Raw genomic sequence first — 16,142 nt, 5'->3', positions numbered from 1 at the left:
CGGCTTCGCAGGCCCTTCTGGCCCCTTCTGCGGCTTCCCACACCCGGACGCCGTCTCAGGCCTCTCAGCGAGGCCTCAGAAGCCGCGCAACGACCCGCCGCCGACGGTTCCGGCGCCTCCGCGCAAGGGGTGCGCGGCGCGGGCGCGAGCGCGACCGGAATGCTTGATCTGCCCCTTTCGCAGGGCTCGGAGGCTTTCGCGAGGTTGGCGAGCGCCCGGCTCGAAACCGGTGTCGCGCGGGCGGGTAACGCCCCAGCGCGCCTCCGGCTACCCGCCGGGGGCGCGGCGCGTGCCTCGTTCGGGTCAACCCCGGCTGTGCCGCGGATCACCCGCGCGTTCGTCGCCAATGCGACGCTTTCGCCCGATTCGCGGGCCCCTTCCCCGGCCTCGAACGGCCTCACCTCGGCCGACATCGAGTGGTTCCCCCACCCCTGAGCTGTGATCTGTCGCCGGGATCCGCCATTATGGGCCACGGCTCCGGCGCCGTCGCGGGCCGTGACCGTACTAGGCAAGGAGAAGTTTCATGGCTCTTCCGACACTGACCCCCGAGCAGCGCGCGGCCGCTCTGGCCAAGGCTGGGGAGGTGCGCCGTGCCCGTTCAGAGATGCTGGCCGACGTCAAGGCCGGGAAGCTGTCCCTGAAGGCGGTGCTCGACCGGGCGGCCAAGGGCGAGGAGATGGTCAAGAAGACGAAGGTGACCGCCCTCATCAAGGCGCTGCCGGGTTACGGCCCGGCCAAGGCGGCCAAGCTGATGGCGGACGCGGAGATCGACGAGAACCGTCGCATCGGCGGCCTCGGCGACCGGCAGCGCCAGGCGCTGCTCGCCGCCACCGCCTGATCCCGCCTCTCGCCGGATCCCGCATCCGGGCGATCTCCGCACGGCGCAGCCGGCCGTCCCTCGCCGGGACGGCTGGCAATGCCGCGCCGGACGAGCCGCCCGGATCAATCCGCACGCCGTCCTGTGAGGCGCCCCACGGCGCTTCTGGGCTGGCGTGGAGGGCATGACGGACCAACCCGACCCGCGAGCTTCCCCCGCGGACCGGGACCCGGTCGTGAGGGTGGTCGCGGGAGTCCCGCGGACCGCCGACGCTCAGGCCGTTGACGCTCTCACCGGTGACGACCGGCCTGTCGAGCCGAAAACCTCAGCGCAGCTCAAGAATTTAGGGAAAACCCCTAACGTCCGCACTGCGCTCGCGCCCTAGCTCGCGGCCTGCTCAGAACCTCAGAACTTCAGATCCGCCTCGATCGGCCGGTGCGCCTGCTGCGGTCCCACCGCCGGGAGCACGACGCTGGCGACCGGCGTGAGGCCGCGCGTCAGCACGTCGTCCAGCCGCACCACCGGGAACGTCGCGGGCCACGTGAAGCCGAACCCGCTGCCAGCCTTGGCCTGCGCCGACACCAGTCCGGTCGAGGAGCGCAGCAGCGGACGCACGGCGCGGTCGGTCTGGGCCACGTCCAGGTCGCCGACCACGACCAGGTTCGGCGACTTCTCCGCCTGCACGTCGCTCACCAGCTGCTCGAGCGCCTCGTCGCGCGCCACGCCGAAGCCGCTGTGCGACAACGAGGGCTGCGGCAGGTGTACGGCGTAGACGGTGACCTGCCGGCTCTGGTCCAGATCCAGGGTGAACCGCAGCAGTCCGCCGAAAGTTCCGGAGGAACTGTCGCCGGCGGCGGCGCCGGACTGTACGAAGCCCGCCGGGCGGCCGCCCGCGGTCAGGTCCACCGGCTGGGTGGAGCCGATCGGATAGCGCGACCAGACCACGAACTCGTACATGGCCAGGTGGTAGGGGTAGCGAGCGGGAGCCGTCTGGTCGGTTGCCTGGACGTTCTTCGACAGACCCTGCAGGACGACGACGTCGGCGCCGCGCTGTTCGGCCAGTTGGCCGATGCCGGACAGGTCGGGGGCGCCGGCGTCGCCGGAGGAGAGGTTCTGGCTGAGCACCCTGATGTCGGCCGGTCCCGAGCCGCCGCTGCGCAGCATCGTCGGCGCGAAGTTCCCGGCCCAGACCGCGCAGGTCAGCAGGGAGATGCCGATGGCCCACTTCTTGAGGCTGAACAAGGCCGCGGGCAGCGCCAGCAGCAGAGGGGCGGCGGTCCAGGGCAGGAAGGTGTCGATCAGGGAGCCGAAGCCCAGGACGTCGGGCAGGTAGCGGTGACCGAGCAGGACCGCCAGAACCAGCAGGCTGACGATGATGGTCAGGAACGCTATCTGGCGGCGGGCGCCGGGCCAGTGCGCGTCTTCGGCTTCGCGGGCACGGCGGGCCGCGGCAGCGTCGGAGCCGTCAGAGCCATCGGAGGCGTCGGCGAGCGTCGCAGGGGACGGCGATTCGACCGCGGGGACGATCGGGCTCAAGCCGGTCGGGGCGTCGTCGAACGGGAGCGACGAAGGACTCGGCGACACCAGCGGGATGGCACCGGAAGCGGCGCGAGGCTCAGCGGGTGCGGCAGGCACAGCAGAAGCGGCACGAGCGGCAAGCGCCTCAGGTACAGCAGCCGCAGCATCCTCAACAGGTGCCGGCGGCAGCGCTGGTAGAGCCGGAGCCGCGACCGTCCGGAACGGCGTCGCAGAACTCTCCCGCCGCTGCGAGGGCACCGCCGCGGTCTTCCACGTCGCCGACGCCTGATCGGCAGCCGAACGGAGAAGGTCGCTGATCGCCAGTACAGGCGTGGTGGCGGGCGGCGCGACCGGCGGCGTCTTCGCCGGAGCAGTCGCCACAGCGTTCTGCGCACCAGTGCTCTGCGGAACGGATGCGGTACCCGCCTCCGCGGCGGGTGCGGGGCTCTCGCCGGATATCGGAGCGCCGTCGGCGGCGGCGTCCGCGCCGTCGTCCTCCGAAGCCCCCACAGCTGCCGCCCCCTGGCCCATCGGCCCGTCGCCGTCCGCCGGGTCCGCGCCCACGCCGGATCCGGCCGAACCGGCCTGAAGTTGATCGAAACGCAAGTCTTCTCGTCCGCTCGCCGTGATCAGACCCGACCTTCGCGCGCGTCCGTGACGCGTGCACCGGCACAGGTTACTACCAACAAACGAGTCGTTCGGTCACGGTCTGGCGACTAGGGCAACAACCGTGTCACAACTTCCTGAGACAGCCAACCTTTTCACATCTCACAGACCGGGCGCGCCCCACACCGGGAACCAGCGGCTCAGGTCCTGCTCCAGACGCAGGTCGTTCCCCAGCAGGGCCTTGATCTGGAGTTCCAACGCGCCGTCGCGCTGTTCGCCGGACTGCGGGGCGAAGGGGTAGAACGTGCCGCGCTTGTACAGGTACACCAGCGCCAGGCGGCGGTCCCGGTCGTCGGTGAAGGAGACCAGGGAGCACAGCAGCTGCGGGCCGAAGCCGGTGTCCTGCAGCGAGCTGTTCACCGCGTGCAGGTCGGTCACCAGCCCGGCGGTGTCGTCCGGCTCGTGGTGCGAGACCAGCCAGGTGTAGCCGTAGGAGTCGTCGCGCGCCTCGACCTTCGGACCGTTGCCGGCCGCCAGGAGCGTGGTGATGTCCGACTCGACGTCGTCGAAGGCCCGGCCCTCGGCGCGCTTGAAGCACACCGAGCCCAGACCCGTGGGACGGAAGTGGGTCGCCGCCTGCAGGGTCAGGGCCGCCGACGGCAGGCCGAAGAGCTGGTCGAGGTCCGGCTTGACCGGCTTGGTCCGACCGAGCAGCGTGTCCAGGAATCCCATGGCTACCAGCTTGCCTTGTCCGCGACGGTCGCCGCGGGAGGTCCCACGGTCCGTTCGCTTATCGTGATCGTCTTGTGCAGATCCCCGTGACTAACCGGGATCCTTCCCGGCGCGGCCGTACGCGACGCCTGTCGGACGCATACGGCTCGCATCGTGGATGGTTCGCCGGTCCGACAGGCGCGCCGGTTCGAGCAACGGTTCCGGGGAGGGCGGACGGCGAGGAAGAACACTGACGCCCCTGACACCCGCGGGGAGTCAGACCGCTCGCTCAGCGGCCGATCTCGACGGCCAGCTGAGCCAGCTTCTCCTGGCGGACCTGCAGCGTCGGGTGCGTGGCGAACAGGTTCGACACGGACGCGCCCTTGATCGCCGGGGCGAAGAAGAACGCGTTGAACGCCTGCTGCTTGCGCAGGTCCTGGGTCGGGATCCGGCCCAGGTCGCCGGTGATCTCGGTCAGCGCGGCGATCATCGCCGAGGGGTTGCCGGTCAGCAGCGCGCCGGACCGGTCCGCGGCCAGCTCGCGATACCGGGACAGGCCACGGATCAGCAGGAAGGACAGCAGGTAGGTCAGGCCGGAGACGATCATCACGAAGAACAGCACGGCGGCCGGGCTCTCATCGTCGTCGCGGCCGCGGTCGGAGAAGCCGCCCCACAGCCCCATCTCGAAGGTGATGCGGGTGATCAGACCGGACAGGATGCCCAGGAACGAGGCGATGGTCATCACCACGACGTCCTTGTGCGCCACGTGCGAGAGCTCGTGGGCGAGCACCGCCTCCAGCTGGCGGTCGTCCGGGAGCTTGCGCATCAGCCCGGTGGTCGCGCAGATCACGGTGTTCTTCTGGCTGCGGCCGGCGGCGAAGGCGTTGGGCGCCTCGGTGTCGACCAGGCCGACCCGCGGCTTGGGCATGTCGGCCAGCGCGCACAGCCGGTCCAGCACCCCGTGCAGACGGCGCGCGTACTCGTTGTCCTCGGGCTGGACGATCTTGGCGTTCATCGAGAACAGCGTGATCTTGTCCGACAGGAACCACTGCGCGAAGAAGAATCCCCCGATGACGATGATCAGGATCGCCAGCAGGCCCTTCGGGGCGAGGGCCACGGCCACGCCGATCGCGGCGACGTAGACCAGACCGAGCAGGAACATCACCATGACCATCCGCGATGTCAGCTGCCGGTCCGGCGCGAAACGGGTCCTTGCCACTGGTGGTCTCTCCCTGTTCGACCGCCCGGGCGGTCAACCTGTGGACCGATCCGGTGATCGATCCGTTAACCGGTGCAACGCGAAAAGCACTTCAGAGGTTCCCCGTGGGCGCGGTCCGCGCGGGGCAAAGAGACTACCGCCACACCGGAGCCGGTGGTACCGGCGTCCGGGGCGGCGGCAGTCCAGGACCAGCGGGGATGCGCCCGTGCGGGTGACTCAGCCGGGGATGAGCCCTTCCTCGGACATCATCGCCTCGACCTCCTCCAGCGTGGAGTCGGCCATCGGGAGCACGAAGTCGCTCTCCACCAGCCGGTCCAGCGGGATGGGGGTGCCGACCTCGCGAACGCGGGCCAGCAGGGTGTCCAGCGCGGTGCGGAACGCCTCGGGGTCCTTGGCCTGGCAGGTCTCCAGGACCTTGGTGTCCAGGGCGTTGAGCTCCTCGATCGTGTCGTCCGGGACCTCGAGCTGGCCCTCGGTGAGAATGCGGACGATCATCGCGCCTCTCCCTCTCTGTCCTGCCCCCTGGCGCTGACCTCCTCAGCGTCGGAAACGCCCTGGTCGGACGCGTTCCCGACGGTCTTGCCCGCCTCGATCTGCTTGGCCGACGGACCGCCGGTCAGCTCGCGCTTCATCGCCTCGAGCTGGTTGTCGACGTCCGAGCCGGACGACAGGCGCTCCAGCTCGGTGGTGATGTCGTCCTTGGCCATGCCGGTCGGGTCGTTGAGCGCGCCGGAGGCCAGCAGCTCGTCGATGGCCGAACCGCGGGCCTGCAGCTGCAGGGTCTTGTCCTCGGCGCGCTGGATCGCCATGCCGACGTCGGACATCTCCTCGGAGATGCCGGAGAACGCCTCGCCGATCCGGGTGGTCGCCTCGGCCGCGGTGTAGGTGGCCTTGAGCGTCTCCTTCTTGGTCCGGAAGGCGTCGACCTTGGCCTGCAGCGACTGGGAGGCCCGGGTGAGCTTCTCCTCCTCGCCCTGCAGCGCCGCGTACTGGGTCTGCAGGTCGGTGATCTGCTGCTGGATGCCGCCGCGGCGGGACAGGGCCTCGCGGGCCAGGTCCTCACGGCCGACCTCCAGCGCCCGGCGGGCCTGGGTCTCGTGCTTGTCGGCCTGGTCCTGCAGCTGCTTCATCTGCAGCTCCAGGCGCTTGCGCGAGGTGGCCACGTCGGCGACGCCCCGGCGTACCTTCTGCAGCAGTTCCAGCTGCTTCTGGTACGAAAGGTCGAGCGTCTCGCGCGGGTCCTCGTACTTGTCCAGCGCCTTGTTGGCCTTGGCCTGGAAGATCAACTTCATGCGCTTCATGACGCCACTCATGGGCTCTGCCGCGCCCCCTTCACGTCTTCATGTGTCCGACGCGACCCGTCTAGCGAATCGCCCTGAATGTCGTCCAACGATGGTGTCCTGGTCAGGACTTACCATACGGCCCGCCACCCCTTCCCGGCACCTACTGAAGGTCATGGCTTCACGGCGGCCGGAGGTCGCGGCTTTCGTCCCGGCGGGGCGGTGGCCTTAGAGTCATCCCGTGTTCCGGAAGCAGAAATCCACTGATGAGGCCGAGCGGGCCGCGTCCGAGCAGGAGCAGCTCCTGCTGGAAGAGGCGCAGGCCGCCAAAAAGGGCCGTGCCACGCCCACCCGCCGCGAGGCCGAGCTCGCCCGCAAGCAGCGGCTGTCCGGGATCAGTTCCGATCCCAAGAAGGCCAAACGCCAGGCGCGCGACCGCGACTTCAAGGCCGCGACCGAGCGCCAGCACGGCGGGCCGGTCAAGCAGTTCGCCCGCGACTACGTCGACTCACGCTTCCGGATCGCCGAGTTCTTCATCGTCTTCGCGGTGCTGCTGTTCGTCGTCGCCTCGGTCCCGTCGGTGGCGCTGCTGTCGGTGGTGCTGTGGCTGGTGATGCTGGTGGCGATCGTGGTCGACTCGGTGCTGCTGGTGCGCGGCGTGAAGAAGGAGGCGCACCGGCGCTTCCCGGACGCCGACCTGGGACGGATCGGCTGGTACTCGCTCATGCGGTCGATGCAGTTCCGCAAGTGGCGGCTGCCCAAGCCGCGGCTGAAGCGCGGCGAGAAGCCGTAAGGGCTTCCGGCACGCACGAAAGGCTCCCGGGTGATCGGCTCGGCGAACCGGCGCGCCCGTGTGCCTCCGTTCGGGTGTCAAGGTCACTCCGGTCTGGGCTCCTTACGGCGGGTCGTAGTCTGAGGTCATGGAATTCCGTCATCTCGGCCGCTCCGGCCTGATCATCAGCGAGATCGCCTACGGCAACTGGATCACCCACGGCTCGCAGGTGGAGGAGGACGCCGCGCTGGCCTGCGTGCGGGCCGCCCTGGACGCGGGGATCACCACCTTCGACACGGCGGACGTCTACGCCGGGACCCGCGCCGAGGCCGTGATGGGCCGCGCGCTGACCGGCGAGCGCCGCGAGGGCCTGGAGATCTTCACCAAGGTGTTCTGGCCCACCGGTCCGGGCCGCAACGACCGCGGCCTGTCGCGCAAGCACATCATGGAGTCGATCAACGGCTCGCTGAAGCGGCTGCAGACCGACTACGTCGACCTGTACCAGGCGCACCGGTACGACTACTCGACGCCGCTTGAGGAGACGATGGCGGCCTTCGCCGACGTCGTGCACAGCGGCAAGGCGCTGTACATCGGCGTGTCGGAGTGGAAGGCCTCGGAGATCCGCGCCGCCAAGGCCCTGGCCGACGAGCTGAAGGTCCAGCTGATCTCCAACCAGCCGCAGTACTCGATGCTGTGGCGGGTCATCGAGGCCGAGGTCGTCCCGACCTCCGAGGAGCTGGGCCTGGGCCAGATCGTCTGGTCCCCGATCGCCCAGGGCATCCTGACCGGCAAGTACCTGCCCGGCGCCGAGCTGCCGGCCGGCTCCCGCGCGACCGATGAGAACTCCGGCGCGAACGTGATGCGCGACCTGGTCGCCAACCGGGACCTGCTGGAGGCGGTGCAGCAGCTCAAGCCGATCGCCGAGGCGGTCGACCTGAGCATGGCGCAGCTGGCCGTGGCGTGGGTGCTGCAGAACCCGAACGTCTCGGCGGCGATTATCGGCGCCTCGCGTCCGGAGCAGGTCGCCGAGAACGTCAAGGCGGCCGGCGTGAAGCTGCCCGAGGACGTGATGAAGCAGATCGACGAGGTGCTCGGCGCGCACGTCGTGCGGGACCCGGCGCGGACGGTGTCGCCGGCGACGCGGCCGTAGCTGCTGGCGCGAGGTCGGTTACAGCGGCGGCGGTGGCGGCGGTCCGGGGTGCCCGGGCTGCCGCCGCCCGCTCTATCAGAAGCCTGACAAGGCGGCTCGGGCTGACGCAGAACGGAGACGCACGGCGTGCTGGCGAGTCTGCTCCCGCCGGAGGTGGCGGTCGAAGAGGTCTTCGGCGATCCCGAGGACGCGGTGCTGCTTCCGGGTGAGGAGGCGGTGGTCGCGCGGGCCGTGGAGAAGCGGCGGCTGGAGTACACGACGACGCGGCATTTGGCGCGGGTCGCGTTGGGGCGGCTGGGGTTGCCGCCGGTGGCGATCCTGACTGGCGGCAATCGGGAGCCGTTGTGGCCGGCGGGGATCGTGGGGAGCATGACGCACTGCCGGGGGTATCGGGCGGCGGCGGTCGCGCGGGGTGGGGGCGGCGGGGGTGTTGGGCGTGTCGGGGACGTCGGGCGTGTCGTCGGCGGCGGATTCGTTGGTCCCGTCACGGGAATCGGCATCGATGCCGAGCCGCACGGTCCGCTGCCGCAGGGCGTCTTCGACACCATCGCGCGTCCGGATGAGATGCCGGGGCTGGCCGCGTTGGCGGCGGAGCGTCCGCAGGTGCGGTGGGACCGTTTGGTGTTCAGCGCGAAGGAATCGGTCTACAAGGCGTGGTTCCCTGTGGCGCGGCGGTGGCTGGGGTTCGGGGAGGCTTCGGTGGAGTTCGTGCCGGCGGCCGAGGGAATGTCCGGCACGTTCTCGGCGCGGATTCTGCAGAGCGGGGCGCCGATCACGCGGATGACCGGACGTTGGACGATCGAATCAGGGCTCGTGCTCACTGCCGTCACGGTGTGACCGGTTTGCCCTCGTGACGGGCCGGGCAGGTTCCGGCCGTGGCGCTCTCCGTGGGTTTCGAAGGCACTGAGCAACCCTCTTCCGTCATCGCCTCCAGCATCGAGGCGATCGCCGCCGGGACCATGGTCCTGTCGCTGGCCACCGCCGATGCCGCGGGTACTCCGCACGCGAACATGGCGTTCTTCGCGGTGGGGAGTGAATTCGACCTCTTCTTCGTCAGCGAGCCGAGTACGCAACACGGGCAGAACTCCTCTGAGCGGGCCGAGGCCGCGGCGGCGATCTGGCTGCCGCCGCCGGAGTTCGGCGAGGGCTTGCGCGGGATGCAGCTGAGCGGGGAGTGCGGGGCGGTCGTCGGGGCGGAGGGGGAGGCGGCGTTCGAGGCGTATCGGGAGCGGTTCCCGTCGTTCGGGGGCGACCCGGCGGTGCGTGCCGCTTATCTGGAGGGGACGGGAGCGGCGAGTCTGTACCGGCTGCGGGTGGCGCGGCTGCGGCTGGTCGACGAGCCGCACCTCGGACGGCGGAACTATCTGGAGCTCAGCGTCCTGAGGTAAGGGGCGCCGATCGGAGTTTTTCGCTCTCCGGCGCGCGCCCGAGCCGATGATCACGGCGCTCGGGCGTTCGCGGGCGGGTCTGTGACGTGCCGGTTCGGTCAGACGTTGTGGTTGCGGCCCGCAATCAGGTAAACAGGCCTGCGTGAGGAACGGGCTGGTCGAGGGCGTGTCGCTGCGCGCGGTGCTGCGGGAGTCAGAAGCGATGGCGCCGGAGGCCGCGGCCTCGGTGCTGGCCGGGATGCTGGTGACCCTGGCCGCGGTGCACGGCGACGTGCGCCCCGAGCACGTCCGCGTGGACGGCTCCGGGGGCATCGCCCTGACCGGATTCAACGAATCAGGCGCCCCCTTCATCCCCAATTCCCCCAGTTATCTGGCACCCGAGCGCCTCCAAGGCGCCACAGCCGACGAAGTCAGCGACGTCTTCAGCGCCACCGCCGTCTTCTTCGAATGCCTGACCAACGAGGCCCCCTTCGTCGCCGCCACCCGCGACGACCTCGCCGCCCTCCACGAATACGCGGAGATCATCGCCGAATTCGCCCCCCAAGAACTCCGCCCCCTGGTCCAACACGGCATGGCCGCCGACCCCACCCACCGCCCGGCCACCCCCCACACCTTCCTCGACGAGGTCACCGCCACCGCCGGCACCCTCTACGGCACCGACTGGCAGCAGCGCGGGCGCGCGCTGCTGAGCGGCTGGGCCGCGGCGGCAGCGCGCACCGAGGGCGTCGAGCTGGCGGGAGCGGCGGGGCGGGCCGAGGCGCCGCCGGTCGGGGAGCCGATCGACGAGGCGTTGCTCGGAATGGGGGACGGCGCGCCGGTGGCGGAGGCTGGGGCTTTGGCTGCGGCTGCGGCTGACGGCGAGGCGGAGATGCCGCCGCCGATGGGCGAGCCGATCGATGAGGCGCTGCTGGGCGGGGGCGAGGAGGCTGCGGGCGAGGGCTTCGGCGGCGAGGGTGCGGAGGTTGAGGCGGCGCGGGCTGAGGCTGAGGCAGCGGAGGTAGCGCGGGCTGAGGCGGCGGCTGAAGCTGCCCGGGTCGAGGCGGCGGCAGCTGAAGCGGCGCGGGCTGAGGCTGAGGCAGCTGAGACGGCAAGGATTGCGGCCGAGGCAGCCGAGGTGGCGCGAGCTGAGGCGGCGGCTGAAGCTGCGCGGGTCGAGGCGGCGGCAGCTGAAGCGGCCGAGGTCGCGCGGGCCGAGGCAGCTGCTGAAGCTGCGAGAGTCGAGGCGGCGGGAGCCGAGGTAGAGCGGGCTGAAGTGGCAGCGGCCGAGGCGGCAGCGGCTGAAGCTGCGAGGGTCGAGGCCGAGGCGGCAGAGGTGGCGCGCGCCGAGGCCGAGGCGGCTGAAGCTGTGAGGGCTGAGGACGCGGCTGATGAGGTCGCGGAGGTCCACGAGGGCGCCGGAGTTGGTGCGGGCGCGGGATCTGGCGAGGTCAGCGGAGCCGGATCGGGCGTCGGGGCTGATGAGGCTGCGGGAGTTGACGAGGTCGCTGGAGCTGAATCGCTTGCGGAGGGTGAGTCCGAGGGCGATGAGGACCATGACTGGTTCTCGAGGGCCGGCAAGGCGGAGCCTGAGGGCGGCGCTGAGGCGGATGTGCTGGCGGCGTTCGATGGTGCGCGGGCTGTGCGGGCGACGGATGCGGGGGGTGCCCCTTACACGCCGAGTGGGTTCGACGTGTTTGCCGACCGGTCGGGGGGAGCGGCTGCGGAGGTCGATGCCGAGCCGGTGAGTGGGCACTGGGATGAGCCGGAGACTGATGGTGCCGAGCCGGAAGATGCTGCTGCGGACGAGCTGACGCCGGATGCCGATTCGCCGAGTGCGGAGGCGGCTGGGGACGAGAGCGGTGCTGAGGTCGGTTCGGGTGTCTGGTCCGACGCTTTCGTGGAGCAGGAGCCTGAGGAAGCTGAAGCTGAAGCTGGGGCTGAAGCTGGGGCTGAAGCTGGGGCTGAAGCTGGGGCTGAAGCTGGGGCTGAAGCTGGGGCTGAAGCTGAAGCAAAGGCTGAGGCTGAGGCTGAGGCGGGCGATGATGTGGTCGCTGAGTCGAGCGATCCGGTGGCGGCGGAGTCCGAATCCGAGTCGGAGTCCGAATCCGAGTCCGAGTCCGAATCCGAGTCGGAGTCCGAGGCCGAGGCCGACTCCGAGTCCGATGTGCTCGCCGATGAGGATGCCGACTCCGACTATGTGTCGCTGATCGAGGACAGCAGCGAGCTTCTTTCTGCGTTTGATGCGTTTGCTCCGGCGGCGCATGTTGAGCCGGAAGCTGAGCCCGAGCTGGGGGCGGAAGCTGAGGTCGAGGCGGAAGCTAAGGCTGAGGGCGAGGCGAAAGAAGCTGAGGGCGAGCCGGAAGCTGAGGCTGAGGCCGAAGCCGAAGCGTCTGAGTCGGCCGAGGCTGAAGCAGGTTCAGAAGCGGATCCGGAGCCGGAACCGGAGCCCGAATCCTCCAGCCCCTCTGACTTCGAAGACGACTGGGTCATCCCCGCCAAGCCGAGTCCGACGATTCCGCGCTCGCTGTCCGCCTTCGCTGTGAGTCTGCCGAGTATGCCGCGGCCGGATGTTGAGGAGCCGAAGGCGCCGGTGCAGACCAGTGCGCCGGATGACTGGTTCCGGCCGGGGGTTGCCGAGCCGGTGGGTGTTGATGCGCACCATACGCAGGTGCTCAATCCTGATCGGGACAACACGCTCGAGTCGGAGGCGACGCGGACGCTCGATGAGGTGCCCGCGGAGGTTGACGGGGATGTCGGGAAGGGTGCGGCTGCCGCGAGTGCTGCTGCTGCCGTCGCGGACGACGATGATGACGATGACGACTTCGACGTCCCCCGTCGCAGTGCGCCGGGGGGTCCCGGCGGTGCCGGCGGGCCTCGGCGGAAGACGCTGGTCGGGGCGGTGACGACTGCCGTGCTGCTCGTGGCGGGTGCCACCGCGGTGGTGCTCGGCGGGTCGGGGAAGGCTCCGCAGGGGACGGGTGGGGCGCCGGGCGATACGCCCTCCGCCAGTGTGCCGGCGGCCACTGCCGCGCCGACGACGCCGACGGGGACCAGCAACGGCTCCGACACGACGTCGGTCAGCAGCGCGCCGAGTGCTCACCACTCGACCACCACTCCGACGCGCAGCAAGAGCCACACGTCCTCCCCCAGCAGCTCATCGCACTCTTCCAGCGATGAGACGCCGACGCACAGTTCCTCCAGCGAGACGTCGACAGGGCCGACCAGCTCGTCCCAGAACTCGAGCAGCAGCGCCTCCACGCCCTCGAGCACCTGCTCCACGGGGATTCTGGGGCTGCCCGACTGCACCGGCGGCGGGACCAGCGGCGGCGCCGGCGGGCCGACCAGCACCGCCACCTCGACCCACTAGTTCTGACCGCCGAAGCCCCGACCACCGACCACCCCGAAAGGCGGCGGCGCCACCAACCCGCGCCAGCGCCACCCGCGCCGCATCGGCGACGGGCAGCCGCGCGTCAGGGGGTAGCACCCCAGTCCGACCAGGGTGGCGGTGAAGTGGCCCACGTCTGTGAAGGTGCGTCCGCGCAGCATCGCCTGGCCGTAGAAGGCCAGGACGGCGGCTGCGTAGACCCAGCGCATCCAGCCGCGGGGCCACCAGTAGGCGAGGACTGCGATCACGCCGGCCAGGGCGTAGCTCACGCCGTAGTCGAGGGTGTAGCGCTTGGACTGCGGGACTGTGCCGTTGTGGATCGCCCAGGCCAGGGCGCCTTCGCTGACGTAGGTCGCCAGGACGTGGCTGATGAGGGCCACCGCGAGCCAGCGCCAGGTGCCCAGCCAGCGTTCGGCTTGGGCGTGGAAGAGGGTGTAGAGGGCGGCGTAGAAGAGCCAGCTGCCGCCGTCGATCCACAGGGCCGACTGGATCAGGACGCGGAGCGGGTCCTCCATCAGGTAGTGGATGTTGGTGCTGCGGCGTTCCAGGATCCAGTGCTCGGTGTGCGGGCTGACGTGCCTGAGGATGGCGGTCGTGACCAGCAGGATCAGCAGCCAGAGGTAGGTGCCGGGGGCGCTGCGGAGGTAGCTCTCGGTGCCGCGTGCCGCCCGCTTCAGCATGTCCCAAGCGTCACCGGCGCGTCACAGCCGTGTCCCGACGGGTACCGCCGAACGGGCGAATCGTGGGAGGCTGCGTGGCCGTGAGCATGAGCATTTCCAACCTGGACGACGTCTGGCACCGAGTGACCGGCACGCAGCCCGATCCACCGCGCAACTTGATCATCGCGCTGGGCGCGGCGGCGTTGGTGGCGGTGTTGTGGCGGCCGGTGTGGCGGATAGCGCGCAACGCCGTGACGATCGCGCACGAGGGCGGGCACGCCGTCGTGGCGCTGCTGTGCGGCCGCCGGCTGTCCGGGGTGCGGCTGCACCACGACACCTCCGGCGTCACGGTCTCCTATGGCAAGCCGCGCGGACTGGGCATGGTCCTCACCGTCGCGGCCGGCTACACGGCGCCGAGCCTGATCGGCCTCGGCGGGGCGTGGCTGCTGGCGGCGCAGCACATCACGATGCTGCTGTGGGCGAGCGTGCTGCTGCTGGCGCTGTTGCTGCTGGAGATCCGCAACGTCTACGGCGTGCTGACGGTGGTGCTCACCGGCGGGGCGGTGGTCGCCGCGTCGTGGACCACGAACACGAACGTGCAGGCCGGGTTCGCCTACCTGATGGTCTGGTTCCTGCTGCTCGCCGGGGTGAAGCCGGTGCTGGAGCTGAGCCGGACGCGCTCGCGCACCGGCGCCCGCGACTCCGACGCCGACCAGCTGCACCGGCTGACCGGGTTTCCGGCGGGCGGCTGGCTGTTCGTGTTCGGGCTGGTGGCGGTGGGGTGCGCGGTGGCTGGAGGACGCTGGCTGCTGCACCTGTGAGCGCGGCGCTAGAAACCGCACAGAGCACACTAGGTATGCAGCCCGATCACCCCGACGAAGATCGGCCCGGTCAGCGGCAGTAAGAAGTTCGACAACGTGTACGTGATCGTGTACCCGATCATCGGCACGCTGCTCTGCGCGGTGTTCGTGATCGCGGTGATCGCCGGCGTCGAGCACTGTTGGCCGGCGATGGCGCCGATCAGGATCGGTTTCTCGATCTTCAGGAACCTCCGGCCGATCCACAGCCCGAGGAACGCCGGGATCAGCACCATCGCGATGCCGGACAGCGGCAGCAGCAGCGGGTACTTCTTCAGCAGCGGGCCGGCGTCCGGGCCCGCCGACAGGCCGGTCACCGCGATGAACACCGCCAGTCCCAGGTCCTTCATGGTGGCGGCGGCGATCGGGGGGTAGGCGCCGAAGGTGGGCTTGGTGGAGCGGAACCAGCCGAAGACAAGGCCGCTGATCAGGCAGCCGCCGCCGGTGCCCAGGGTCAGGTTGGCCGAGCCGAGGTGGATCACGATCTCGCCGAGCAGGACGCCCAGGCAGATGCCCAGTCCGATGTAGATCCAGTCCGCGCTCTCGGTGCGGACCTTGGCGCCGAAGGCCTTCTGGAAGCGGTCCACCTTCGACTTCATGCCGACCACGTTCAGCGTGTCGCCGATGTGGACCTCGGTGCTGCCGGTGGCGGGCAGGTCGTTGCCGAGGCGGTTGACGCCGGTCAGGTACACGCCCTCGGTGGGGACCGGGTACTCCTGGTTGATGGTGTCGACGGTCTTGCCGTTGATCTTCTTGTCGGTGACCACCAGCTCGCGGGCCTGCATCGGGCTGTCCAGGCCGGGGACGGCGTTGGTCTCCGGGCCCAGCTCGCGCCCGGCGGTCATGACCGCCTCGCGCTGCCCGACGACCAGGACCCGGTCGCCGAGCATCAGGCGCAGCGCCGGGTCGACGGTCAGCACGTTCGTACCGCGCTTCACGCCCTCGATCGAGGCGTGCTCCCCGACCGAGTCCTCCAGGGTCTGCACGGTGACGCCGTCGCCCTTGGTGATCTGGTAGGTGCGCCCGACCAGCTTGGGCATCGAGGCTTCCTCGTCGGCGTCCAGGGTCGCGTTGCCGCCGCGCATCTTCGCCCACAGCGCGTGCGAGGCCTCCGCCAGGTTGATGCCCAGCAGGCGCGGGAAGATCTGGCTGGTCAGCAGCACGATCGAGATCAGTCCGAACAGGTAGCAGACCGAGTACGCGGTCGCGACGTGCGCCGACATCGTCGTGACCTGGCTCGGCGTGATGCCCGGCAGCTTGCTGATGGCGTCCTGCGCGGTCCCCACGACCGCGGACTCGGTCGCCGAGCCGGCCAGGATGCCGGCGCCGGTGCCGGTGTCCAGGCCCGCCGCTTTGGTGATCCCGATCGCCATCAGCAGGACGACAACCATCTCCATCAGCGACAGCGCGCCGAAGCGCAGGCCTCTGGGGTTGAGGTTGGCGACGAATCCAGGTCCGGCGATGTAGCCCAGGGAGAAGATGAACAGCGCGAAGGCGACGTTCTTCACATCGTTGTTCACCGTGATGTGCTTGCCGTTGACGGTCTGCGCGCCGATCAGCATCGACACGATCAGCACTCCGCAGATGCCGCCCAGCGTGATCGGCCCGACCCGCAGTCTGCCGACGAGGTAACCCAGCGCCAGGCACGCGAACAGCGCGAGGACGGCGTTCTCCTGCATGAGCTTCAGCACACGAGCATCTGATCCCGTACACGCTCCCGGCGCCCCCGGGCGACGCCCGAACGGGTGAGCCGGGCGTGATCGTGATCGGATACCGTCGTTGGGCTCTTGGTGCCCCGCCC

14 protein-coding genes are annotated in these 16,142 nt (G+C 70.1%); 7 read left to right on the top strand and 7 right to left on the bottom strand.

What is annotated here, in order from left to right; genetic code table 11:
• The first annotated feature begins 523 nt into the window (after positions 1–523).
• Positions 524–838, top strand: a complete 315-nt coding sequence (gene mihF / locus CACI_RS09290) for an integration host factor, actinobacterial type (RefSeq protein WP_012786078.1) — start codon at positions 524–526, stop codon at positions 836–838.
• Positions 839–1,222: 384 nt separating this feature from the next.
• Here the strand turns inward: mihF and CACI_RS09285 are convergent, their stop codons facing one another.
• The 5 genes from CACI_RS09285 to CACI_RS09265 all read right to left on the bottom strand — a co-directional run bounded on the left by CACI_RS09285 (position 1,223) and on the right by CACI_RS09265 (position 6,184).
• Positions 1,223–2,941: an endonuclease/exonuclease/phosphatase family protein gene (locus CACI_RS09285; RefSeq protein WP_143765187.1), complete on the bottom strand. Its 1,719-nt coding sequence runs from the start codon at positions 2,939–2,941 to the stop codon at positions 1,223–1,225.
• A 162-nt stretch (positions 2,942–3,103) separates the two neighbouring features.
• Positions 3,104–3,673, bottom strand: coding sequence for a PspA-associated protein PspAB (pspAB, locus tag CACI_RS09280; protein WP_012786076.1), 570 nt, complete (start codon positions 3,671–3,673; stop codon positions 3,104–3,106).
• 268 nt (positions 3,674–3,941) lie between these two features.
• A complete protein-coding gene (htpX, locus tag CACI_RS09275) occupies positions 3,942–4,871 on the bottom strand; it encodes a zinc metalloprotease HtpX (RefSeq protein ID WP_041540134.1) in 930 nt (309 codons plus the stop codon).
• A gap of 216 nt (positions 4,872–5,087) precedes the next feature.
• Positions 5,088–5,366, bottom strand: a complete 279-nt coding sequence (gene pspAA, locus CACI_RS09270) for a PspA-associated protein PspAA (RefSeq protein ID WP_012786074.1) — start codon at positions 5,364–5,366, stop codon at positions 5,088–5,090.
• On the bottom strand, positions 5,363–6,184 hold the full coding sequence (locus CACI_RS09265) for a PspA/IM30 family protein (RefSeq protein WP_083795623.1): 822 nt from the start codon (positions 6,182–6,184) through the stop codon (positions 5,363–5,365). The genes pspAA and CACI_RS09265 overlap by 4 nt, the downstream gene beginning before the upstream one ends.
• A 208-nt stretch (positions 6,185–6,392) precedes the next feature.
• On the opposite strand from CACI_RS09265, the gene CACI_RS09260 reads away from it, so the two are divergent.
• From CACI_RS09260 to CACI_RS53475, 5 genes are all read left to right on the top strand, one after another.
• Entirely contained in the window at positions 6,393–6,944 is a 552-nt protein-coding gene (locus tag CACI_RS09260) for a DUF3043 domain-containing protein (RefSeq protein WP_012786072.1), read from the top strand.
• A 127-nt stretch (positions 6,945–7,071) separates the two neighbouring features.
• On the top strand, positions 7,072–8,073 hold the full coding sequence (locus tag CACI_RS09255) for an aldo/keto reductase family protein (protein WP_012786071.1): 1,002 nt from the start codon (positions 7,072–7,074) through the stop codon (positions 8,071–8,073).
• A 126-nt stretch (positions 8,074–8,199) separates the two neighbouring features.
• Positions 8,200–8,910, top strand: coding sequence for a 4'-phosphopantetheinyl transferase family protein (locus CACI_RS09250; RefSeq protein WP_012786070.1), 711 nt, complete (start codon positions 8,200–8,202; stop codon positions 8,908–8,910).
• A gap of 38 nt (positions 8,911–8,948) precedes the next feature.
• Complete coding sequence (locus CACI_RS45305) at positions 8,949–9,461, top strand: pyridoxamine 5'-phosphate oxidase family protein (protein ID WP_012786069.1); 513 nt, start codon at positions 8,949–8,951, stop codon at positions 9,459–9,461.
• A 142-nt stretch (positions 9,462–9,603) separates the two neighbouring features.
• Positions 9,604–12,807 (top strand): protein kinase family protein, encoded by a 3,204-nt coding sequence (locus tag CACI_RS53475; RefSeq protein WP_012786068.1) that lies wholly within the window; start codon positions 9,604–9,606, stop codon positions 12,805–12,807.
• Here the strand turns inward: CACI_RS53475 and CACI_RS09230 are convergent.
• On the bottom strand, positions 12,804–13,505 hold the full coding sequence (locus CACI_RS09230; protein ID WP_012786067.1) for a rhomboid-like protein: 702 nt from the start codon (positions 13,503–13,505) through the stop codon (positions 12,804–12,806). The two genes, CACI_RS53475 and CACI_RS09230, sit on opposite strands and share 4 nt — an antisense overlap.
• Before the next feature lie 86 nt (positions 13,506–13,591).
• Between CACI_RS09230 and CACI_RS09225 the strand changes: the two genes are divergently transcribed.
• Positions 13,592–14,305 carry a M50 family metallopeptidase gene (locus CACI_RS09225; RefSeq protein WP_041541418.1) on the top strand — a complete coding sequence of 238 codons (714 nt, stop codon included), beginning with the start codon at positions 13,592–13,594 and terminating at the stop codon, positions 14,303–14,305.
• A 29-nt stretch (positions 14,306–14,334) separates the two neighbouring features.
• Here the strand turns inward: CACI_RS09225 and aspT are convergent, their stop codons facing one another.
• A complete protein-coding gene (gene aspT, locus CACI_RS09220) occupies positions 14,335–16,029 on the bottom strand; it encodes an aspartate-alanine antiporter (protein ID WP_041541417.1) in 1,695 nt (564 codons plus the stop codon).
• Positions 16,030–16,142: the final 113 nt, after the last annotated feature.

This window comes from Catenulispora acidiphila DSM 44928 (assembly GCF_000024025.1).
GTDB lineage: Bacteria > Actinomycetota > Actinomycetes > Streptomycetales > Catenulisporaceae > Catenulispora > Catenulispora acidiphila.
This window is presented reverse-complemented; position numbering and strand designations above follow the sequence as displayed.